Origin of the sequence: Pseudomonas chlororaphis (assembly GCF_001921865.1) — a bacterium.
GTDB classification, from domain to species: Bacteria; Pseudomonadota; Gammaproteobacteria; order Pseudomonadales; family Pseudomonadaceae; genus Aquipseudomonas; species Aquipseudomonas chlororaphis_D.
In genome coordinates, this window is record NZ_MSCT01000009.1 from 322,131 (window position 1) to 344,989 (window position 22,859).

At 65.9% G+C, this 22,859-nt stretch carries 16 protein-coding genes; 8 read left to right on the forward strand and 8 right to left on the reverse strand.

Annotated features, from left to right (window positions below):
• Nucleotides 1-2: 2 nt before the first annotated feature.
• Entirely contained in the window at nucleotides 3-368 is a 366-nt protein-coding gene (gene copC / locus BTN82_RS11490) for a copper homeostasis periplasmic binding protein CopC (protein WP_075119238.1), read from the reverse strand.
• Between the two features lie 99 nt (nucleotides 369-467).
• Nucleotides 468-923, reverse strand: a complete 456-nt coding sequence (locus tag BTN82_RS11495) for an acetyltransferase (RefSeq protein ID WP_075119239.1) — start codon at nucleotides 921-923, stop codon at nucleotides 468-470.
• Nucleotides 924-1,161: 238 nt separating this feature from the next.
• Here BTN82_RS11495 and BTN82_RS11500 point away from each other — a divergent pair, with 238 nt between their 5' ends.
• Nucleotides 1,162-1,782 (forward strand): TetR/AcrR family transcriptional regulator, encoded by a 621-nt coding sequence (locus tag BTN82_RS11500; protein ID WP_075119240.1) that lies wholly within the window; start codon nucleotides 1,162-1,164, stop codon nucleotides 1,780-1,782.
• A gap of 680 nt (nucleotides 1,783-2,462) precedes the next feature.
• Here the strand turns inward: BTN82_RS11500 and preA are convergent.
• The 3 genes from preA to hydA form a co-directional block, all read right to left on the reverse strand.
• Entirely contained in the window at nucleotides 2,463-3,737 is a 1,275-nt protein-coding gene (gene preA / locus BTN82_RS11510) for an NAD-dependent dihydropyrimidine dehydrogenase subunit PreA (protein ID WP_075119241.1), read from the reverse strand.
• Entirely contained in the window at nucleotides 3,738-5,105 is a 1,368-nt protein-coding gene (locus BTN82_RS11515) for an NAD(P)-dependent oxidoreductase (protein ID WP_075119242.1), read from the reverse strand.
• Nucleotides 5,106-5,260: 155 nt separating this feature from the next.
• Nucleotides 5,261-6,700 (reverse strand): dihydropyrimidinase, encoded by a 1,440-nt coding sequence (gene hydA / locus BTN82_RS11520; protein WP_075119243.1) that lies wholly within the window; start codon nucleotides 6,698-6,700, stop codon nucleotides 5,261-5,263.
• 616 nt (nucleotides 6,701-7,316) lie between these two features.
• Here hydA and BTN82_RS11525 point away from each other — a divergent pair.
• The 7 genes from BTN82_RS11525 to msrA all read left to right on the forward strand — a co-directional run bounded on the left by BTN82_RS11525 (nucleotide 7,317) and on the right by msrA (nucleotide 16,095).
• Nucleotides 7,317-8,804, forward strand: coding sequence for an NCS1 family nucleobase:cation symporter-1 (locus tag BTN82_RS11525; RefSeq protein ID WP_075119244.1), 1,488 nt, complete (start codon nucleotides 7,317-7,319; stop codon nucleotides 8,802-8,804).
• 208 nt (nucleotides 8,805-9,012) lie between these two features.
• Nucleotides 9,013-10,287: a Zn-dependent hydrolase gene (locus BTN82_RS11530; protein WP_075119245.1), complete on the forward strand. Its 1,275-nt coding sequence runs from the start codon at nucleotides 9,013-9,015 to the stop codon at nucleotides 10,285-10,287.
• A 215-nt stretch (nucleotides 10,288-10,502) separates the two neighbouring features.
• Entirely contained in the window at nucleotides 10,503-11,054 is a 552-nt protein-coding gene (locus tag BTN82_RS11535) for a hypothetical protein (RefSeq protein WP_075119246.1), read from the forward strand.
• A 406-nt stretch (nucleotides 11,055-11,460) separates the two neighbouring features.
• On the forward strand, nucleotides 11,461-12,429 hold the full coding sequence (locus tag BTN82_RS11540) for an aliphatic sulfonate ABC transporter substrate-binding protein (RefSeq protein WP_075119247.1): 969 nt from the start codon (nucleotides 11,461-11,463) through the stop codon (nucleotides 12,427-12,429).
• Nucleotides 12,430-12,509: 80 nt separating this feature from the next.
• Nucleotides 12,510-14,582 carry an ATP-binding cassette domain-containing protein gene (locus BTN82_RS11545; protein WP_075119248.1) on the forward strand — a complete coding sequence of 691 codons (2,073 nt, stop codon included), beginning with the start codon at nucleotides 12,510-12,512 and terminating at the stop codon, nucleotides 14,580-14,582.
• 8 nt (nucleotides 14,583-14,590) lie between these two features.
• The gene (locus BTN82_RS11550) at nucleotides 14,591-15,634 is read left to right on the forward strand and encodes a glycine betaine ABC transporter substrate-binding protein (protein WP_410002800.1); all 1,044 of its coding nucleotides are present in this window, start codon (nucleotides 14,591-14,593) and stop codon (nucleotides 15,632-15,634) included.
• An 11-nt stretch (nucleotides 15,635-15,645) separates the two neighbouring features.
• Nucleotides 15,646-16,095, forward strand: a complete 450-nt coding sequence (gene msrA, locus BTN82_RS11555) for a peptide-methionine (S)-S-oxide reductase MsrA (RefSeq protein WP_148169503.1) — start codon at nucleotides 15,646-15,648, stop codon at nucleotides 16,093-16,095.
• A gap of 910 nt (nucleotides 16,096-17,005) precedes the next feature.
• On the opposite strand, the gene BTN82_RS11570 is transcribed toward msrA, so the two are convergent.
• Genes BTN82_RS11570 through BTN82_RS11580 form a run of 3 tightly spaced genes read right to left on the reverse strand, consistent with a single transcriptional unit; the run spans nucleotide 17,006 to nucleotide 22,785 of the window.
• The gene (locus tag BTN82_RS11570) at nucleotides 17,006-18,424 is read right to left on the reverse strand and encodes an efflux transporter outer membrane subunit (protein WP_075119251.1); all 1,419 of its coding nucleotides are present in this window, start codon (nucleotides 18,422-18,424) and stop codon (nucleotides 17,006-17,008) included.
• Nucleotides 18,408-19,574, reverse strand: coding sequence for an efflux RND transporter periplasmic adaptor subunit (locus tag BTN82_RS11575; protein WP_075119252.1), 1,167 nt, complete (start codon nucleotides 19,572-19,574; stop codon nucleotides 18,408-18,410). Before BTN82_RS11575 ends, BTN82_RS11570 begins: the two co-directional genes overlap by 17 nt.
• A complete protein-coding gene (locus BTN82_RS11580; protein WP_075119253.1) occupies nucleotides 19,564-22,785 on the reverse strand; it encodes an efflux RND transporter permease subunit in 3,222 nt (1,073 codons plus the stop codon). The genes BTN82_RS11575 and BTN82_RS11580 overlap by 11 nt, the downstream gene beginning before the upstream one ends.
• Between the last annotated feature and the right edge of the window lie 74 nt (nucleotides 22,786-22,859).

Consider the following 22,859-nt stretch of genomic DNA (forward strand, 5'->3'; position numbering starts at 1 on the left):
AATTACTGGCCGACCTTGAAGCGGTAAGTGCCTTCGCTGGTGTGGGTGTCGACCGAGACCGCGTGCCATTGCACCTGGTATTCGCCGGCGGTCAGCGGCGCGCCCGGGGTCACGATCAGGGTCTTCTTGTCGTCGCCTTCGGTACGCAGCGCTTGCAGCTCGACCGGGGCGCCGTCCTTGTTCAGTTCGACTTTGGTGAACGCCGCCTCCACGCCTTCGGAGAACACCAGGCGCAGCTCCTTGGGCGCGACCACGGTGCTGTCGGCGGCGGGGACCTGGCTTTTCAGGTGGGCGTGGGCGAAGACGGAGGAAGCGGCGAGCAGGGAAGCCAGCAGGGCGCTGGCGGTCAGCAGTTTTTTCAGACGCATGGGGCAGGACCTTTTTAGGTTGGCGGCGGGCAGTGGGCGCGCCGGTCGATTATAGGGAGCGGGGCAGGGCCGTTGGATGAAACATCGGCCCTGGTCATTTCAAGACGCTGGGGCGTCGGGATATTTCAGGCGCATGTGAATGATCGGGAACGGCCGACCCTGGCCATCGGTTTCCGAGCGGCCGATCTCTGCGAAACCGTAGTGCCGGTAAAAACCGTGGGCCTGGGGGTTCTGTTCGTTGACGTCGACGCTCAGGTGCGGACGCAGGGCGCGGACATGGTCCAGCAGTTGCCGGCCGACGCCCTGGCCACGGTGGGCCGGTTCGATAAAGAGCATTTCCACCTTGTCGCCGGCCGTGCCGATAAAACCGGCCGGCGTACCGTCGGCCAGTTCCAGCAGCCAGGTCTCGAGGGCCGGCAGGTAGGCGTCGCGCACCAGGGGCAGGAGCAACTGGATGTCGTCTTCGGCGAGAAAGTCGTGGGTCGCCCGTACCGAGCGTTCCCACAGGGCGGCGAGGGGCGTGTCGTCGGCGGGCCGGCGTTTGCGAATGGGCATGAGGATGATCCATGGAGGCGTGCAAGGTAGCCGTGGCGCAAGGCGCACGACGTCGGAGACGGCCTGCATGTCCGTGTCGCGAATCAACGCCTGGACGGAACACTTCAGGCTCCCGGGAAATCGGGAGGACCGCGATCCTAACCAATAGGCGCTGTCGGGAACAGCGCGGCGCAGGAAGTTTCGTTTTTGTACGAGGGCGGATGGTAGTCTGGCGGCAGACTGTTTTCAGGGAGGCCCCATGGGCAATCACAAGATCGGGATCCGCCGCAGCAACGTCGAAAAAATCCTCCTGGCGGCGGAACAGGTGTTCGCCGAAAAGGGCTTTGGCGGTACGGCCATGGCGGATATCGCCGCGCAAGCGCAATTGCCGCGTTCCAACCTGCATTACTACTTCAGCACCAAGAGCGAGCTGTACAGCGCGGTGCTGCTGGACCTGCTGGAATTGTGGAAGCAGGACGCGCTGTGCTTCGAGCGCTTCGACGACCCGCGGGTGGTGCTCAGCAGTTATATCCGCGCCAAGATGAACCATTCACGCAGCCGGCCCCACGGCTCGAAGGTCTGGGCCAACGAGATCATCCACGGTGCGCCGACCCTGGGCGAGGCGCTGGATGCCAGCTTGTACGACTGGGCGAAGATGAAGGAGGCGAAGATTCGCCAGTGGGTCGAGGACCGGCGCATTTTGCCGGTGGAGCCGTCGAGCCTGCTGTATATGATTTGGGCGTCGACCCAGCATTACGCTGATTTCGACCATCAGATCAGTATTCTCAATGAGCATCAGCCGTTGTCGGATATGCAGTTCGAAAAAGCCGTGCAGACCGTGACCAGTGTGATTCTGCGGGGGATTGGGCTGGAGCCCTGAGCCTTGCACTGTCTACTGTAGGAGCGAGGCTTGCCCGCGATGGCGTCGGTTCTGGCGCTGCATTTTTTGGGTTGTGTACATATCCGTTGCTGCGGTCATGGCGGCTTAGGGTTTCGCCCTTACGGCGAGTCACTTTTACCAAACGCCGTAAAAGTAACCAAAAGGTCTTGCCCCTCCATTCGGTGCCTCGCCTAGGCTCGGCATGCCCTCACTCCGGTCTTGCTCCGGGGGCCGCCGCGAGGGGCCATCCCTGGCCCCGCGCGGCTACCTCGGCATCCCTGCCGAGGTGCCCCCTGCGCAAGACCTGCGCTCGGCCTCTGGGAACGGGGCGGGGTGGATCAAGATCAAGAGCCAAACGCGACCTGCCGGTCGGCGCGGAACCTGTAGCCGCTGCCGAGCCTGCGAGGCTGCGTACGGCCGCGTAGCGGACGCAAAACCAGGCACCGCGTTCTTCTTGGTAAATCGTGTGGGCAGGTTTGGCGAGGACTGCGTCCTCGTACGCAGCCTCGCTGGGGCTCGGCAGCGGCTACAGTAGCGGTGCTGGAGGGTGTCAGGTTGTGCGGTGTCATCGTTGGCGTCCATCGCGAGCAAGCTCGCTCCTACAGGATGCTGCGTACCTTGTAGGAGCGAGCTTGCTCGCGATGACGTCGGTCCAGCCCATGAAATTTCCCCGGCGCACCTCAAACCGCCTCGCGATACGGGTTGCGCGGGTCATGCTGCCAGTCGAGGAACGGTTTGCCGGTGTCCTGGGGCACCATGTCGATGCAGTCCTGCACGGGGCAGGTGATCTGGCACAGGTTGCAGCCCACGCATTCGGCGTCGATCACTTGGTATTTATGGCTGCCGTCGGCCTGTTTGAGGCTGGCGATGGCCTGGTGCGAGGTGTCTTCGCAGGCGATGTGGCAGCGGCCGCAGCCGATGCAGGCGTCCTGGTCGATCTGGGCGATCACCTGGTAGTTGATGTCCAGGTACTTCCAGTCGGTGGTGTTGCCCACGGCGCGGCCGCTGAAGTCTTGCAGGCTGTGGTAGCCCTGGCTGTCCATCCATCGCGACAGGCCGTCCTTCATTTCTTCGACGATGCGGAAACCATGCAGCATCGCCGCCGTGCACACCTGCACCGCTCCGCAGCCCAGGGCGACGAATTCCCCCGCGTCGCGCCAGTTGCCGATGCCGCCGATGCCGCAGATCGGCAGGCCGCGGGTCTGCGGATCGCGGGCGATCTCCGCCACCATGTTCAGCGCGATCGGCTTGACCGCCGAGCCGCAGTAGCCGCCGTGGGTGCTCTGGCTGCCGACCATCGGGTGGGCGACCATGCGTTCGAGGTCGACGCTGGTGATCGAGTTGATGGTGTTGATCAGCGACACCGCGTCGGCGCCACCGCGATGGGCGGCGCGGGCCGCGGTGCGGATGTCGGTGATGTTCGGCGTCAGCTTGACGATCACCGGCAGCGCGCAATAGGTCTTGCACCAGCGGGTGACCTGCTCGACGTACTCCGGCACCTGGCCCACCGCCGCGCCCATGCCGCGTTCCGGCATGCCGTGGGGGCAGCCGAAGTTCAGTTCGATGCCGTCGGCGCCGGTGGCTTCCACCAACGGCAGGATGTGTTTCCACGACTCCTCGACGCAGGGCACCATCAGCGAGACGATCAGCGCGCGGTCCGGCCAGTCTTTTTTCACCTGGGTGATTTCCCGCAGGTTGATCTCCAGGGAACGGTCGGTGATCAGCTCGATATTGTTGATGCCCATGACTTCGCGATTGGGCCCGAAGTGCGCCGAGTAGCGCGACGACACGTTGACCGCCGCCGGGTCTTCCCCGAGGGTTTTCCAGACCACGCCGCCCCAGCCGGCCTCGAAAGCGCGGACCACGTTGTAGGCCTTGTCGGTGGGCGGCGCGGAGGCCAGCCAGAAGGGGTTGGGGGCTTTGATGCCGGCAAAGACAATCGACAGATCGGCCATTTACGCAGCCTCCACGTTGAGCATGAGTTGGGCGTGCATGGCCTCGGCGGCCCGCTTGCCGTGTTGCACCGCCTGCACGGTGAGGTCCTGGCCGAGGCTGACGCAGTCGCCGCCGGCGTAGACCCCGGGGATGCTGGTGCGCAGTTGCTCGTCGACCTCGATGCGCTCGCCGGCGCGCTTGAGCTCCCGAGCCAGCGGGTCGCTCAGCGCGGCGCCGTCGAAGGCCTGGCCGATGGCCTTGAAGATGGCGTCGGCGGCCAGTTCGAAGGTTTCCCCGGTGGTTTGCAGGCGGCCCTCCACCAGCCGGGTACGGGCGAAGCGCATGCCGCGCACCTGGCCCTGGGCGTCGAGCAGTACTTGCTCGGGCGCGGCCCAGGTCAGCAGGCGCACCTGATTGGCCTTGGCGATCTCTTGTTCGTGGTGGGTGGCGCCCATGTCTTCGAGGCCGCGGCGGTACACCAGGTTGACGTCGCGGGCGCCGAGGCGGGCCATCTGCACGGCCATGTCGATGGCGGTGTTACCGGCGCCAAGGACGATGCAGCGGTCGGCCAGGGGCAGTTGCGCGAGGTCGTCGGCCTGGCGCAGTTCGCGGATGTAGTCGGTGGCGGCCAGCAGTCCGGGGGCGTCTTCATGGGCCAGCCCCAGCTGTTTGCTGGCGGCCAGGCCGAGGCCGAGGAACACCGCATCGAACTGTTGGTGCAGCTCGCTGAGACTCAGATTGGCGCCGAGTTTTTGCCCGTGACGGATCTCGATGCCGCCGATCTGCAACAGGAAATCCAGCTCCTTCTGGGCGAAGTCGTCCACCAGCTTGTACTTGGCGATTCCGTATTCGTTGAGGCCGCCGGCCTTTTCCCGGGCCTCGAAAACCACCACCTCATGCCCGTGCAGGGCGCAGCGGTGCGCGCACGCCAGCCCCGCCGGCCCGGCGCCGACCACCGCGATGCGCTTGCCGGTGGCGGCGGCGCGCTGGAAGGGGTGTTCGGCGAAGTGCGCGTTGTCCACCGCGTAGCGCTGCAACAGGCCGATCAGCACCGGCGCGCATTCGTGGGCGTTGTTGCGCACGCAAGCCTGCTGGCAGAGGATCTCCGTGGGGCAGACCCGGGCGCAGCTGCCGCCGAGGATATTCGCCGAGAGAATCTTCTGCGCCGCGCCCTGGACGTTGTCGGTGTGGATATGGCGGATGAACGAGGGAATGTCGATCTCGCTGGGGCAGGCGTTGACGCACGGCGCGTCGTAGCAGTACAGGCAGCGCGAAGCTTCCAGGTGCGCCTGGCGGGCGTTGAGCGGCGGTGCCAGGTCGCTGAAATGGCCGGCGAGGGTGGCGCCGTCCTCGGTGGGGTGGGGCAAGTGGTTCAGGGTCTCGATCACGGTTCGGGCCTCACGGTTTTTTATCGATTGCCTCTGACGGGCATTGTGTTCAACCGGGCGCGGGCGCCCGGATCGCGAGCCAGCTTGCTCCTACAGGGATATGCGTTTTCATGTAGGAGCGAGCTCGCTCGCGATAGGGGGCAAAGCCCCCGATCTCAGCGTTTGACGGCCGTCGGCTTATGCAACTCGGCGCGCTTGCTCAGCAGGTCGAACACCGCCGGGTAGGCCGGGCGTTCGATGTAGCGCCCGGCGCCGCGTTCGGCGCGCAGGTCGCCGTCGGCCCAGACCAGCTTGCCCTGGCTGATGGTGTGGCTCGGCACGCCGCGCACGGTCTTGCCTTCGAAGATGTTGAAGTCCACCTGCTGGTGGTGGGTCTTGGCCGAGATGGTGCGCGTGCCGTGCGGGTCCCAGAGCACCAGGTCGGCATCGGCGCCGACGCGGATCGCGCCCTTGCGCGGGTAGAGGTTGAAGATCTTCGCGGTGTGGGTGGAGGTCAGGGCGACGAAGTCCTGCATCGACAGGCGCCCGCTGTTCACCCCTTCGTCCCAGAGTACGGCCATGCGGTCCTCGATGCCGGCGGTACCGTTGGGGATCTTGCTGAAGTCGTCGCGGCCGGCGGCTTTCTGCTCGGCGCAGAAGCAGCAGTGGTCGGTGGCGGTGGTGTGCAGGTTGCCCGATTGCAGGCCGCGCCACAGCGCCTCTTGATGCCCGCGAGGGCGGAAGGGCGGGCTCATCACGTAGCCGGCGGCGGTCTGCCAGTCCGGGTCGCGGTACACGCTGTCGTCCAACAGCAGGTGCCCGGCCAGCACTTCGCCGTACACCGGCTGGCCCTTGCTGCGGGCGTAGGTGATTTCGTCCAGGGCCTCCTGGGTCGAGACATGCACCAGGTACAGCGGCGTGCCCAGGGTCTCGGCAATGCGGATGGCGCGGCTGGCGGCCTCGCCTTCGACTTGCGAGGGCCGCGACAGCGGGTGGGCTTCCGGCCCGGTGATGCCCTGGGCCAGCAGCTTGCGTTGCAGGTGGTAGACCAGCTCGCCGTTTTCCGCGTGCACCGTGGGCACCGCGCCCAGTTCCAGGCAGCGCTCGAAGCTCGCCACCAGGGTGTCGTCGGCGGCCATGATCGCGTTCTTGTAGGCCATGAAATGCTTGAAGCTGTTGACCCCGTGCCGGCTCACCAGCTCGGCCATTTCCTCGCGCACCTGCTCGCTCCACCAGGTGATGGCGACGTGAAAACCGTAGTCGCTGGCGGACTTCTCGGCCCAGCCGCGCCACTGGTGAAAGGCTTCCAGCAGCGATTGCTGCGGGTTGGGAATCACGAAATCGATGATCGAGGTGGTGCCCCCCGCCAGGCCCGCCGCCGTGCCGCTGAAAAAGTCTTCGCTGGCCACGGTGCCCATGAAGGGCAGTTGCATATGGGTGTGGGGGTCGATGCCGCCGGGCATCAAGTATTGGCCGCTGCCGTCGAGCACTTCGCAGCCTGCGGGAATGTCCAGGGTAGTGCCGATGGCTCTAATCAGGCCGTCGGCACAAAGAACATCGGCTTTATAACTTTCATCATGGGTAATAACGGTGGCGCCACGGATCAACAGAGACATTCCGAGTTCCTCGCAGGCATGACCGGCTGGTGCCGGTTCTAACTTTTTATTGAACGCGCTGACAACTTAATCAATCCTGTCAGTGGTGTCAGGATTAAAAACTAGCCGGAGTTTTAAGAAACAGCAAGAATATTTTTTATAAGCTTATATTGTTTATAACTTACTGAAATATAACGATTAAAAATAAAAATCCGCAAAATGGTGCGGTACTTAACCATTTTGACGCACTTGACAGGATCGAAAAATAGTCGAGATTTCCTATGTCAAATCAGCCGCTTGAGGAGGCGCTGGGAAGACCGCTGGAAGCGTAAAGAAATAAACGTGCACCGCTTTGGGTCCTGACCGAACGGACAACTTGCCAAACACCCGGCCTGAGTGAATTGGCAACTAACCGAGGACCTGCAAGTTGTTCGAATAAAACTGAATTGCATCAGTTGTTTACATGGATTCCGCATCGACGCGACAACGACTTCGGCCGTAGTTGGCACCTTTATTGAGTGCCGCCGCAGGTCGCTGGCGCGGAGGGTGGAAGTCGTAAGTTCTCCGGCCATCGCCTGGCGCCGATCCCATCGTCCGCCGGCCTGATGAGCACAATAATCAAAACAGTGGAGCGGCCATGCAACAGAACAGATCCCAAGTGACCGAGCGTGCCGGCCTGTACGAGCTGGACGCCGGCAGCGACGTGCTCGACAGCCCCCGTTACAACCACGACATCGCACCGACCAAGGTCCAGGAACGCACCTGGAACAAATGGCACATCACCGCCCTGTGGATCGGCATGTCGATCTGCGTCCCCACCTACACCCTCGGCGGGGTGCTCACCGCCTACTTCGGCTTGAGCGTCGGCGAGGCGCTGCTGGCGATCCTGCTGGCCAATATCGTGGTGCTGATCCCCCTGACCCTCAACGCCTTCGCCGGCACCAAGTACGGCATTCCGTTCCCGGTGCTGCTGCGCTCGTCGTTCGGCATCCTCGGTTCCAACGTGCCGTGCCTGATTCGCGCCCTGGTGGCCTGCGGCTGGTTCGGCATCCAGACGCTGTTCGGCGGCCTGGCGATCCATCTGTTCCTGGGCTCGATCTTCGACGGCTGGAAGGCCCTGGGCGGCACCGGCGAGGTGATCGGCTTCATGCTGTTCTGGACCCTCAACCTGTGGGTGGTGCTGCGCGGCGCCGAGTCGATCAAATGGCTGGAAACCCTGTCGGCGCCGCTGTTGGTATCGGTCGGTATCGGGCTGCTGGTGTGGGCCTTGCCCAACGTGTCCCTGAGCGAGCTGCTGGCGATCCCGCCCAAGCGTCCCGAGGGCGCCAGCGTCACCGGCTACTTCATGGCCGGGCTGACGGCGATGGTGGGGTTCTGGGCCACCCTGTCGCTGAATATTCCCGACTTCAGCCGCTACGCGAAAAGCCAGCGGGACCAGATTCTCGGGCAGATCTTCGGCCTGCCGCTGACCATGTTCCTGTTCGCCGCGCTGGGGGTGGTGATGACCGCCGCCTCGGCGAAGCTGGTGGGGGTTACCGTCTCCGACCCGGTGAGCCTGATCGGCCATATCCAGAGCCCGGGCTGGGTGGCCGTGGCCATGGCGCTGATCATTATCGCCACGCTCTCGACCAACACCGCGGCGAATATCGTTTCGCCGACCAACGATTTCCAGAACATCGCGCCCAAGCTGATCGGCCGCACCACGGCGGTGATCCTCACCGGGTTGGTGGGCCTGGCGCTGATGGCCCATGAACTGCTGAAGAAGCTCGGCCTGCTGGTTTCCGACGTCAGCCTGGAAACCGTGTATTCCAACTGGCTGCTGGGCTACTCCAGCCTGCTGGGGCCGATCGCCGGGATCATGGTGGTGGACTATTTCATCATCAAGAAACAGCGCCTGGACCTCGCCGGGCTGTATCGCGACGACGTCTACCCGGCGTGGAACTGGCATGGCTTCATCGCCTTCGGCGTGCCGGTGGTGCTGACCCTGCTGTCCCTGGGCAGCGACGCCTTCAGTTGGTTCTACAGCTACGGCTGGTTCACCGGCTCGGCGTTGGGCGGGCTGATCTATTACGGCCTGTGCACGATGCGCAGCCCGCAAGCGGCGGGCGCCAAGACGCCGGTATGACCGTGGGACGGCTGGCCGTTCCCTGTAGGAGCGAGCTTGCTCGCGATTGGCCGTCAGCCATAACGCAGTCCCCTAGAGAGACCGCGCCGCTTGTACGTTCATCGCGAGCAAGCTCGCTCCTACAGGGGGGCGATCCATCGGACACCGCAAGACTCCAGACGAGCGCAACCCTCGTCAACGACAACCAGAAACGCCTGAGGAGATCACCATGAACGCTGCCGTCGACGTTCTGCAATCCAGCCATCGGCATATCAACCGCGACCGCTTGTGGCAGTCGCTCATGGAACTGGCCAAGCTCGGGGCCACGGTCAAGGGCGGGGTCTGTCGCCTGGCCCTGACCGACCTCGACCGCCAGGCTCGCGACCTGTTCGTGCAGTGGTGCGAGGAAGCGGGCTGCACGGTCAGCATCGACGGCATTGGCAATATCTTCGCCCGCCGCCCGGGGCGCAACCCGCACCTGCCGCCGGTGATGACCGGTAGCCATATCGACACCCAGCCCACCGGCGGCAAGTTCGACGGCTGCTTCGGCGTGCTGGCCGGCGTGGAAGTGCTGCGCACCCTCAACGACCTCGGGGTGGAAACCGAGGCGCCGCTGGAAGTGGTGGTGTGGACCAACGAAGAAGGTTCGCGCTTCCCGCCGTGCATGATGGGCTCCGGGGTATTCGCCGAGAAATTCACCCTGGAAGACACCCTGGCCAAGACCGATGCCGAGGGCGTGAGCGTCGGCGCTGCGTTGAACGCCATCGGTTATGCCGGCAGCCGCCAGGTCAGCGGGCACAAGGTCGGCGCCTACTTCGAAGCGCATATCGAGCAGGGGCCGATCCTCGAGGACGAAAAGAAAACCATAGGCATCGTGCTCGGCGCCCTGGGCCAGAAATGGTTCGACCTCAAGCTGCGCGGCGTCGAGGCCCACGCTGGCCCGACCCCGATGCACCTGCGCAAGGATGCCCTGGTGGGCGCCGCTGCTGTGGTAGCCGCGGTCAATCGCGCGGCCCTCGGCCATCAACCCCACGCTTGCGGCACCGTGGGTTGCCTGCAAGCCTACCCAGGCTCGCGCAACGTGATTCCCGGCGAAGTGCGCATGACCCTGGACTTGCGCCACCTGGAGCCGGCGCGCCTGGACTCGATGATCGCCGAGGTGCGCCAGGTGATCGACAGCACCTGCGAAGAGCACGGCCTGAGCTTCGAGCTGACGCCCACCGCGGACTTCCCGCCGCTGTATTTCGACAAGGTCTGCGTGGATGCCGTGCGCGACGCGGCGCAAGGCTTGGGCCTGTCCCATATGGACATCGTCAGCGGCGCCGGCCACGACGCGATTTTCGTCGCCGAACTGGGCCCGGCCGGGATGATCTTCGTGCCCTGCGAAGGCGGCATCAGCCACAACGAAATCGAAAACGCCGACCCCGACGACCTCGCCGCCGGTTGCGCCGTGCTGCTGCGGGCAATGCTCGCTGCGTCCCACGCCGTGGCCAAAGGCGCTTGACGCTTACCTGTAGGAGCGAGCTTGCTCGCGATGAACGTGCGCGCAACGCGGTCCAGCCGGCGGCCCGCGTTAAGGCCTCTGGCCAATCGCGAGCAATCGAACGTCGACCGGCTGCTCCTACAGGATGATGGGGATCGCCATATAGCCTTGCGTTGCTTGGCAGCGGCGACAAGGTGCGTACACTGGGCGGATTTCTTCCCATGGACGCGTGAAGCATGCACCGGATGGCGCTCTGTCTGGCCCTGGCCCTCAGCCTGGGCGGTTGTATCGATTACAAATGGGGTCATGACTGGAAGGCCGATAATCCGCGGGGCTGGCAAGACGCAAGCGTTGTCGGTTTCGACAAAGGCACGGCGTTCCAGCTGGCCTGCGGGGGCAGCCCGCTGTATGTGAGCGTGGAGACCCACGCCTCCCATCAACTGTTGTCGCTGTTCTTTATCCCGTTGTTTTCCGCCTCGGACGATGACGGCCATGTGCGGATCAGGGCCAGTCACCCGAGCCTGACGGCATGTACTTCGCCTGGGCAAAACCCTCTGCTGCTGAAGCTGGACAACCAGCCCATTCAGGCTGTCGGCTTCCCGCTGCGCAGCGGCGAAGGCCTGTGCATCATCAACCTGGACCCGCGCGAGTTGCAGGGCGAGCAGTTGTCGATCGAGGTCAACCCGGCCGCGCTGCCCTGCGCGGTGGCGCCGATGACCCTGAAAAAGGACCGCTTCTTTTGCCTGCGAGCTACAACGTTCGGCGGCTCGACGCCGTGCGGCCGGTAGCCGAAAAGCAAGGCCCTGCGGGCCTTTTCGCAGCCTCGCAGGCTCGGCAGCGGCTACAGGCTCCGTGGCGAGCCGCGGTTTTTGTAGCCGCTGCCTCAGGCTGCGCACGCCCGGCACGGGCGCGGCGGTAGCGGGGTGGATAGAGGTCTGATGGCTGATCGCAAAGCAAGGCCCTGCGGGCCTTTTCGCAGCCTCGCGGGCTCGGCAGCGGCTACAGGCTCCGTGGCGAGCCGCGGTTTTTGTAGCCGCTGCCGCAGGCTGCGCACGCCCGGCACGGGCGCAGGGGAGGCAGGGTCGAGGTAGAGCTTTCGGCCGAACCTAAGCTAATTCCTAAAAAGTATTTATTTTTAAATTCTTAGATCGATTAGCTTTTAGCGACTTTCCCGTCCGCCAGAAGGTCCGCCCCATGCGCCTGCCCTTTGCTTTGCGTCGTAGCTTGTCGATCACCGCCCTGGCCGGTCTGGCGCTGGGCATGGCCCTGAATGCCCAGGCCGATACCGACCTGCGCATCGGCTACCAGAAATCCTCGACCCTGCTGGCGGTGCTCAAGGCCCAGGGCACCTTGGAAAAACAACTGGCGGGGCAGGGCGTGAAGATCTCCTGGCACGAGTTCACCAGCGGTTTGCCGCTGGCGGAATCGCTGAACGTGGGCAATGTCGATATCAGCGCCGACGTCGCCGACACCGTGCCGGTATTCGCCCAGGCCGCCGGCGCCAAGCTGACCTATTTCGCCACGGAAACCCCGTCGCCCGCCGCGCAATCCATCGTCATTCCCAAGGACTCACCCCTCAAGACCCTGGCCGACCTCAAGGGCAAGCGCATTGCCGTGACCAAGGCCGCCGGCAGCCATTACTTGCTGATCGCCGCGTTGCGCGACGCCGGCCTGGGGTTCGCCGATATCCAGCCGGTGTACCTGACCCCGGCCGATGGCCGCGCGGCCCTGGAAACCGCCAAGGTCGATGCCTGGGTCACCTGGGAACCCTTCGTCGCCAGCGCCCAGCGCCAGCAGGGCGCGCGGGTGTTGCACGACGGCCAGGGGCTGGCCAGTTACCGGCGCTATTACCTGGCGTCCAACGACTACGCCAAGGCCCATCCGGAGGTGTTGCAGCAGGTGTTCGCCGAGTTGCAGAAGACCGGTACCTGGGTCAAGGCGCACCCGGCCGAGGCGGCGAAACTGCTCGGCCCGCTGTGGGGCAACCTCGATGCGCCGACCGTGGAACTGGCCAACAGCCGGCGCACCTACAAGGTGGAAACGGTGCAGCCGGACGCGTTGGGCGAACAGCAGAAAATCGCCGACGCTTTCTACCAGGAAAAACTCCTGCCCAAGCCGGTGGACGCCCGCGCGGTGCAATTGTGGAGCCCTACGCGTTTGTGATCGTGCGCGCCGCGCACCCATAACCCTTTTTGTTTTTCACCGCCGGCCACGCGATCCCGCGCCCGGCGTCAGGAGTTTCTGTGTCTGCCGTTCACCCTCAAGCGGCGTTTGCCGTTGCTGCCTCGCCCGCCGCGCCACCGATCGACGCCGAAGTGGTGCTGGAACTGCGCAACCTGAGCAAGCACTACAGCCGCCGTGCCCAGGCCTCGAAAGCGGCGGTGGAGCAGGTCAGCCTGCAGGTTCGCCGCGGCGAAGTGCTGTGCCTGATGGGCACCTCCGGCAGCGGCAAGTCCACCTTGCTGCGGCACATCAACCGGCTGATCGAACCCAGCAGCGGCGAAGTGTTGATCGACGGCGCGGCCATCAGCCAACTCTCGGCCCAGGCGCTGCGCACTCTGCGTTCGCGGCGCATCGGCATGGTCTTCCAGCACTTCGGCCTGTTGCCCCACCGCACGGTGCGCGACAACGTCGCCTTGCCCCTGGAGCTGCGCGGCGAAGCCGAAGCCCTGCGCCACGCCGCGGCCGACGTGCAGCTCAAGGCCATGGGCCTGGACGGCTGGGGCGAGCACTACCCCCACGAGCTGTCGGGCGGCATGCAGCAGCGGGTCGGCCTGGCCCGGGCGCTGGTCAGCGAGCCGGACATCCTGCTGATGGACGAACCCTTCAGCGCCCTCGACCCGACCATCCGCCGCGACCTGCAACGCCACTTTCTTGAGGTGGTGCGCCAGCGCGGCATTACCACCTTGTTGGTCACCCACGACCCGGCGGAAGCCCTGCGCCTGGCCGACCGCATCGCGGTGTTGCGCCAGGGCCGGCTGATCCAGCTGGGCACGCCCACGCAACTGCTGGAGCAGCCGGCGGACGCCGAAGTCGCGGACTTCTTTCAGGAGCACGGCGCGCGCAGTGACACCGTTGCCGTGGCCCCTGTCGCTTCGGCTGAAACAGCGCTGGCCGCGGCCTCCGTGCGCCCGGGATTTTCCTTCTGGCAGGCGCTGTTGCTGGGGCCGGCAGCCTTGGCCGCCAGCGGGCATGGCGCCCTCTATTGGCTGGGCTTCGCCCTGGAGTTGGCGGCGGTGAGTGCCGTGGGGCAGTGGTTGGCGACCGCCAGCCTGACCTGGGGCGGGTTGGCGATGCTCGGCCTGCTGTTCAGCCGCCTGCTCAGCGTGACCCTGGCCCGCCAGCCGAGCCGCCAGGGCCGTTCCGACTGGCGCTTGCCATGGCTGGTGTTGCTGCTGTGCCAGGCCCTGGTGCTGTGGCGGGTGGTGGCCGTCGACGCCAGCGGCCCCTGGCTGCAATTTCCCGCCGACCGCCAGGCGCTGCTGGGCACCGCGGCGGCCATCGACCAGTTGATCGGCTGGTCCCAGGTCACCTTCGAAAGCACCTTCGTCGGCGTGATCGTCGCCGTGCGCACGGTGATCGAGAGCATCGAAAGCCTGCTCGGCTGGCTGCCCTGGCCGGTGCCGGCCCTGGCCCTGGTGCTGTTGGCCTGGCGCAGCGCCGGCTGGGCCCTGGCCCTGACCAGCGCGGTGGCCTTGCTCTATATCGGCCTGTTCGGTTTCTGGGAGCGGACCATCGCCACCCTGGCCCTGGTGGGTTCCTCGGTGCTGCTGTCGCTGCTGCTCGGCGTCCCCACCGGCATTCTCCTGGCCAAGCGTGCCCTGGCGCGGCGGCTGATCACCCCGTTGCTGGACGTGATGCAGACCCTGCCGACCTTTGTGTACCTGATCCCGGCGGTGGCGTTCTTCTCGGTGGGCAAGACCCCGGCGGTGATCGCCACGGTGATCTTCGCCCTGGCGCCGATGATCCGCCTGACCGCCCTAGGCATCCGGGAAGTGCCCAAGAGCGCGGTCGAAGCAGCCCTGGCCCATGGCGCCACGCCGTGGCAGATCCTGACCAAGGTCGAGCTGCCCCTGGCCGCCGGTTCCCTGTTGCTGGGGATCAACCAGACCCTGGTGATGAGCCTGTCGATGGTGGTGGTCGCCGCGCTGATCGGCGCCGGCGGCCTGGGCTACGACGTGATGACCGCGCTGCGCAATATCAAGGGCGGCGAGGGCATGTTGGCCGGGATGGCCATCGTGTTCTGCGCGCTGATTCCCGACCGCATCATTCAAGCGACCCTGCGCCAGCGGGATCGCGCCTTTTCGCACAAGTGAGGTGTTCCTTGAGTCATTCCATTTTCCGTACCCTCGGCGCCGCCGCGCTGTTGCTGGGGCTGGCCCTGCCGGCCTTGGCCAAGGACAAGATCGTCATCGGCGAACAGAACTGGACCGGCGCCATCGCCATCCAGAACATCCTCGGCGAGGTGATCAAGAGCCGCCTCGACGGCGACGTGTCGTACCTGGCCGGCGACATCCCGGTGCTGTTCGCCGCCGCGGCCAAGGGCGACGGCTCGGTGGACGTGCTCACCGATATCTGGCTGCCCAACCAGTCCGCCGCCTGGGCCAAGTACGTCACCGGCGGCACCCGCTCGCTGGTGCCGAACAAGCAGCCGTACCTCGGGGTGCAGGGCTTCTATATTCCCGGCTACCTGCAAGACAAATACGGCGTGAAGTCGGTCTACGACCTGCAAAAGCCGGAAGTGGCCAAGCTCTTCGAGCCCCTGGGCGGCGGCAAGGCGCAACTGCTGGTGGGCCCGGCGGGCTGGGAGTCGACCTATATCGGTGAGATCAAGGCCAAGGATTTCGGTTTCGCCGACAAGTTCGAGTCGGTGTCCACCGAAGCCGCGGTGACCTACGCCAAGCTCGCCGCGGCCTACAAAGCCCAGCGCGGCGTGGTGTTCTACGCCTACACCCCGGACTGGATTTTCTCCGCCTTCGACCTGCGCCGCCTGGACGAGCCGGCGTTCGACGGCTACGCCCAGGACAACAAGAAGGGCGACCCGCTGTACAAGGCCGACGGCTGCTGGAAATTCGTCAGCCCGACGGTGGATGCCGACTGGCTGAACCAGAGCAAGATCACCTGCGCCTACCCGGACGCCCGGGTCTATGTGCTGGCCTCCACCGCCCTGCAAAAACGCGCGCCGCGGATCGCCGCCTTCCTGGAAAACTTCAGTATCGACCCGCAGTCGCTCAATGACCTGATCCTCACGATCGAGAAGGAGCAACAGCCGGCGGCGCAAGCGGCCAAGGCCTGGGTGGCGGCCCATCCGCAGGTCGTCGACGGTTGGCTGGGCGCCAGCGGCGAGAAAGTGGGGGCGGCGCAATGACTGGGGAACCGGTGAAAAGCATCGAGCAGGCGACCTTCGGCGCCGGCTGCTTCTGGGGTGCCGAAGCGGCGTTCCTGGCGCTGCCCGGGGTGTTGGACAGCCGGGTGGGCTATGCCTCGGAGCTGGGGGACGAGTCGATCCGGATCGAGGTGGTGCAGGTGGATTTCGACCCGCGGGTGATGGGCTATTCAAGCCTGATCGAGCATTTCTGGGATTTGCATGATCCGACGTCGGTGGATCGGCAGGGGGAACATGGCGGGGCGAAATATCGTTCGGCGATTTTTCATACCGGGGTGGAGCAGGCCGAGCAGGCGCGGGCGGCCAAGGTGGCCCTGCAGGGTTCGGGGCGGCTTGATAAACCGGTGGTGACGGTGGTTGTGCCGTTGGGGCGGTTTGAGTTGGCGGATGAGGTGCATCAGCGGTATCTGGAGAGGAATGGGTTGAGTAGTTGCCATATCTGAGGTACTGGGGGCTGTTTCGCCCTTGTCCCGCCACGTTTTATTGGCTTTTCTGTAGGAGCGAAGCTTGCTCGCGATGGCGTCGGTTCTGGCGCTGCAATTTTTGGATGGGGGACATATCCATTTCTGCGGTCACGGCGGCTTATGGTTTCGCCCTTACGGCGAGTCCCTTTTTACAAACGCCTAAAAAGGAACCAAAAACGCTTGCCCCTCCATTCGGTGCCTCGCTAGTGCTCGGCATGCCCTCACTCCGGTCTTGCTCCGGGGGCCGCCGCGAGGGGCCATCCCTGGCCCCGCGCGGCTACCTCGGCATCCCTGCCGAGGTGCCCCCTGCGCAAGACCTGCGTTCGGCCTCTGGGAACGGGGCGGGGTGGATCAAGATCAAAAGCCGGCGCTGGCGCGACCTACCGGTCGGCGCGGAACCTGTAGCCGCTGCCGAGCTTGCGAGGCTGCGTACGAGTCCGAAGGACTCGCCAAACCTGCCCACGCGGTTTATCAGGGAAAACGCAGTGCCTGGTTTCGCGACTGCTTCGCAGCCGTACGCAGCCTCGCAGGCTCGGCAGCGGCTACCGGAACCGCATCCAGCTTCAGGCCGTCCGGAAGGCCGCCGTCTTGCTTTTGATTTTGATCTCAGCGCCCCGTTAACCACGATGGCCGAACGCAGGCATTGAGCCGTGGGCAACCCGGCAGGACGCCGGGTTAGCCGCACGGGGCCAGGGATGGCCCCTTGCGGCGGCCCACGGATCAATGCCGGAGAGAGGGCATGCCGAGCCTAGGCGAGGCACCGAGTGGAGGGGCAAGAGCGTTTTGGTTACTTTGGCGCTCTTCCAAAGTGACCCGCCGTAAGGGCGGAACCCTAAGTAGCCGTGACCGCAGCAACGGATATGTACTCCAGAAAACAGGCTTACAGGCGTCAGGCATCAGACTTCCACCCCCCACCTAACGCCACCACCAACCCCACACTCGCCTGCAACTCCCTCGTCTGCACCGCCTGCAACCCCCGTTGCGCCTGCAACGCCGCAGTCTGCGCCGTCACCACATCCAGATAACTCACCGCCCCCGCCTGATAACTGTTCATGGCCAACACCTGGGTATGCTCCGCCGCATTCACCGCCGCCTGCTGATCCAGCGCCTCCTGGCGCAAATCCCGCAGCTGCCCCAGGTTGTCCTCCACCTCCCGCACCGCCCGCAGCACCTGCCCACGATAGTGCGCCGCCGCTTCCTCGAACTCGGCATGGGCCTGCCGCTCATTGGCACTCAAGCGCCCACCATCGAAAATCGGCAAGTTCACCAACGGCCCCAAGGCCCAATAACGATTCCCCGCCGCCAGCAAATTGCCCACCCCCTGGGTCTGCCCACCGAGCACCCCGGTCAGGCTGAAATCCGGGTACCAGGCCGCGCGAGCCACGCCGATCCCGGCATTGGCGGCGAACACCCGGCGTTCGGCGGCGGCGATGTCCGGGCGGCGTTGCAGCAGGGTGCTGGGTAGTTGTTGGGGGATGTTGGGCTGGGTCAGCAGTTGCGTGGAAGGCGTCAGGCTGAACTGGCTGGCCGGCTCGCCCACCAGTTCGCCGATCGCATGCTCGGTCAGGTTGCGCTGGGCGCGCACTTCGTCGAGGTCGGCTTCGGCGCTGGCCAGTTGGCTCTGGGCGCGGGTCAGGTCCAGTTCCGAAGCGATCTGCCCCTGGTAGCGGTCGCGGGTCAGTTGCAGGGCCTGGGCGTAATCCTCCAGGGAGCTGCTGAGGATCCGGCTCTGGGCATCCAGGCCGTTGAGCTGCACATACAGGCTCGCCAGCTGCTTTTGCAGGCTCAGCCGCGCCGCCGCCAGATCGTCGCCGGAGGCCTGGGCCTGGGCATCGCCGGCCACCGCCTGATTGCGGATGCGCCCCCATAAGTCCAGGTCGAAACTCAGGGCGAAACCGGCGGTGTCGCTGTTGTACACCGAGGGCTGGGTGCTGCCGCGCAGCGGCCGGTTATCCGACTGGCGCTGGCGCAGCGGCTGGGCGCTGGCGCTGAGCTGCGGGAACAGCCCGGCATGCAACTGGCTGGCGTAGGCCTGGGCGCCGTCGTAGTGGGCCAGGGCCGCGGCGAGGTCGGGGTTGGCCTGGAGCAGGCGCTGTTGCAGGTCATTTAGACGCGGGTCCTGGTACAGCCGCCACCAATGTTCGTCCAGGGCTTGGGGCGGTTGGGCCGGGTGCCAGGGGCCGTCCGCCGTCTGCTCGCGAAACTGCGCCGGCAACGGCACCGGTGGCACCTGATAGCCGGGCGCCAGGGAGCAGCCTTGCAAGGCCAGCAGCATCAGCACAGCGAGGGGCTCAAGCCTTGGGCGCATGCTCACCTCCGGCGTCGGCCAGTTGCACCAGGTCGCCTTCGCGCAGGGCGTCCGGCGGGTTGTCGATGACCCGGTCGGCGGCGCTTAGCCCCTGGTCGATCACCAGCCGCGCGCCGAGGTCGAGGCCGATATGGATGTCCCGCAAATGCACATGATTGTGTTCGTCCAGCAGCGCCACCTGGGGGCCCTGGGCACGGAAGATCAGGGCGCTGGCCGGGATGCTGACGCCGCGGGTGTCGGCCGGCAGCGCCAGGGTGGCTTCGGCGTAGTCGCCGGGCAGCAGTGCGCCGTCGGGGTTGTCGGCGACGAACTGCGCCAGCAGGGTGCCCGAGCGCGGGTCGACGGCGGTGGAGTCGCCCACCAGTTGCGCGCTGAAGTGCTGGCCGGGGTGCTCCGGCACCGTCAGCCGGGCGATCAGCCCCGGGCGCACCACGCTGGCGTAGTTCTGCGGAATCGGCACGTACAGGCGCAGCTTGTGGGTGTCGGCCAGGTCGAACAGCTCCGGGTCGGCGTCGGTGTCGGCCTTGATCAACTGGCCGATATCGGTGTGGCGCGCGGTGATGGTGCCGGCGAACGGCGCGCGGATGGTCTTGTAGTCTTCCAGGGCCGAGAGCCGCGCGTAGTCGGCGCCGGCCGCCTCGGCACTGGCCTTGGCGGCCGCGGCGTTGGAGGTTTTTTCGTCGGCCTCCTGGCGCGACACCGAGTGGCTGGCCAGCAGGTGCTGCCAGCGTTCGGCGGTGGTCTGCGCCAGCCGCGCATTGGCCTGTTGCTGGAGCATCCGCGCATGGGCCTGGGCCACTTGCTGGTCGAGGTCGGGGCTGTCGATATGGGCCAGCACCTGCCCGGCGGCGACCCGGGTGCCGAGGTCGGCGCTCCAGTCCTTGAGGTAGCCGCTGACCCGCGCATGGATCGGCGCCTTGCTCCAGGCCTCCAGGTGCGCCGGCAGGCGCAGGATGTCGCCCTGGGCGTTGGCTTGCGGCTGCAACACCAGCACCTGGGGCACGGCGGCGGTTTCGGTCCAGGCGGTCACGGCCCGCTCGTGGCGGGTGCGCGCGGCCAGCCCGTTGGCCACCAGCAGGGCGGCCAGGGTCAGGCCGCCGAGGCCGATCCAGGCCAGGCGTTTGCGCGAAGGGGTGTGATCAGAGGACATGGGTGCTTTCTCCAGCGACAGCAGGCTTGGGGTGACGCCCGTGGACCAGGCTGAACACCACGGGAACGAACATCAGGGTGGCGGTGGTGGCGAGGATCAGGCCGCCGATCACGGCGCGGCCCAAGGGCGCGTTCTGTTCCTCCGACAGGGCCAGGGGCAGCATGCCGATGATCATCGCCAGGGCGGTCATGCACACCGGGCGAAAGCGCGTGTAGCCGGCTTCCAGCGCGGCCTTGAGGGCGTCGCCGTGTTCCGCCAGGCGCTCGCGGCAAAAACTCACCACCAGGATCGAGTTGGCGGTGGCCACCCCCATGCAGAGGATGGCCCCGGTCAGCGCCGGCACCGACAGCGAGGTGCCGCTTAAGAACAGCATCCACACAATGCCGGCCAGGGCCGCGGGTAGCGCGGTGATGATCACGAACGGATCGACCCAGGACTGGAAGTTGACCACGATCAGCAGGTAGATCAGCAGCACCGCGCCGAGCAGGCCGAAGCTCAGGCCGCCGAAGGCTTCATGCAGGGCGTCGATCTGCCCGTGCAGGCTGACCGTGGCGCCCTTGGGCCGCAGCGCCGCGGCGTCGTCCAGGACTTTTTGCATGTCGTGGGCGACGGCGCCGAGGTCGCGGCCCTGCACGTTGGCGTACAGGTCCAGGGTGGGCTGGATGTTGTAGTGGCTGACCACCGCTGGACTATCGACCCGGCTGATGTCTGCCAGGCCGCCGAGGATCTGCGACTGGCCGTTGCTGCCGGTCACCGGCAGCGCCTCCAGGGCCGGCAGGCTGTCCAGGCGGTACTGCGGGGTGGCGGCGACGATCGAGTAGGAGACGCCGTTCTGCGGGTTGAGCCAGAAGGTCGGCGCTACCTGGGAACTGCCGGCCAAGGACGCCACCATGCTGTTGGTCACGTCGCGCTCGGTGATCCCCAGGCCGTTGGCCCGCAGGCGGTCGACCTTGACCGCCAGCGACGGGTAACCGGTGGACTGCTGGATACGCAGGTCGGCGATGCCCGGCACATGTCGCAGGCGCCGTTGCAGCTCCAGGGCGAAGGCGCGGTTGGCCTCGCCGTTGGGCCCGGAGATTTTCACGTCCAGCGGCGCCGGTGCGCCGAAGTTGAGGATCTGGCTGCTGATGTCCGCCGGCAGAAAGGCGAACTGGCTGCCGGGGAAGCTTTCCGGCAGGGCTTCGCGCAGTTGCTTGATGTAGTCGGCGCTCGGCGCGTGGCCGGGCTTGAGGGTGACCTGGATATCGCCGTCCTGCGGGCCGATGGTGCCGCTGCTGGCGTAGGCCATGTCGATGCCGCTGAGCGGAATGCCGATATTGTCGATCACGCTGTCCAGCTCCTCCGGCGGAATCACCTCGCGGATCCGCGCTTCGATGCGGTCGAAGGCCGCCGCGCTTTCCTCGATCCGCGTGCCCAGGGGCAGGCGCACATGCAGGGCCAGGGCGCCGGCGTCGGTGGTTGGGAAGAAGTCCTGGCCCAGGCTCGGCAGCAGGGCAAAGGAGGCCAGCACACAAGCCAGGAATCCGAGGATGAAGCGCTTGCGCCGACCCAGGGCCAGTTGCAGCAGGCCGTGGTAACTGTCGCGCACATTGGAGAAACGCCGCTCGAAACCCTGCTGGAAGGCCAGCAGCCCGCGCACCAGGGCGTTGCGCGGCTGGGCATGCTGCTCACCCTCATGATGGTTGATGAATTCATCTTCCGGGTGATGCCCGGGCCCGGCTTCCGGCGCATGGGGCTTGAGCAGGTACATCGCCAGGGTGGGCACCAGGGTGCGCGAGAGGATAAACGAGCTGGCCATGGCGAAAATCACCGCCAGCGCCATGGGCCGGAACAGGTAACCGGCGATGCCCTGGAGCATGAACATCGGCACGAAGACGATGCAGATGCACAGCAGCGAGACGAAGGCCGGGCCGACGATCTGCCGGGCGCCGTCGAGGATCGCCGCCTGCACCGACTTGCCCTGCTCCAGGTGCCAGTTGATGTTCTCGATGGTCACCGTGGCGTCGTCCACCAGGATCCCCACCGCCAGCGCCAGCCCGCCCAGGGTCATCACATTCAAGGTCTGGCCCGTGACGGCGAGCAGGGCGATGGCCGAAAGCACCGCCAGGGGGATCGAGGCGGCGATGATCAGCGTCGAACGCCAGCTGCCGAGAAACAGCAGGATCATCGCGCTGGTCAGCAGGGCGGCGATGATGCCTTCGCGGGCCACGCTGCCCACCGACTGCTTGACGAACACCGAGGCGTCGCCCAGCAGCGAGGTCTTCAGCGCCGGTGGCAGGGTTTCGTCGATGCGCGGCAGCATCTGGCGGATGCCGTCGACGATCGACAGCGTGGAAATATTGCCGTTCTTCAAGGCCGGCATCAGCACCGCGCGGTGGCCGTCCACCCGCACGATATTGCTCTGCGGCGGCGAGCCGTCGCGCACGTGGGCCACCTGGCCGATGGTGATCAACGCGCCGTCCACGGTCTTGATCGGCAGGTCGTTGAGCTCGTCGATGGCGGTCGGGCTGTTATTCAGCAGCACCGTGTATTCGTCGCCGCCGAGCTTGGCGGTGCCCACCGGGATGATCTGGTTCTGCGCCGCCAGGGCATTGCCCACGTCCTGCGCCGACAGGCCCTTGGCTGCCAGCGCCTGCGGGTCCAGGTCGAGGGTGATCTGCCGCTGCTTGCCGCCCATGGGCGTCGGCATCGCCAGGCCCGGCACCGAGCTTAACGGCAGGCGGATGCTGTTCTGCACCAGGTCGCGGATCTTCGCTTCCGACAGGCTCGGGCTGGAAAAGGCCATCTGCAGAATCGGCACCGTCGAGGCGCTGTAATTGAGGATCAGCGGTGGGGTGATGCCCGGCGGCATCTGCTTGAGCACGGTCTGCGACACCGCCGTGACCTGGGCGTTGGCCGTGCGGATATCCACCCCCGGCTGGAAGAAGATCTTGACGATGCCCATGCCCGGCAGCGACTGCGATTCGATGTGCTCGATGTCGTTGACCGTGGTGCTCAGCGAGCGCTCGTAGGTGTAGATCACCCGCCCGGCCATGGCATCCGGCGACAGCCCGGTGTACTGCCAGACCACCGCCACTACTGGAATGCCGATGTCCGGAAACACATCGGTGGGGGTACGCAGGGCCGCCAGCGGCCCGATGATCAGGATGAAAATCGCCAGCACGATAAACGTGTAGGGCTTGAGCAATGCGGTCTTGACCAGCCCGAGCATGCCATGGACCTCCGAGGGTGGGTTGCAAACCTCGGCAGTCTCTGGCGACCCACCTAACACGCGGCTTTCAGCCA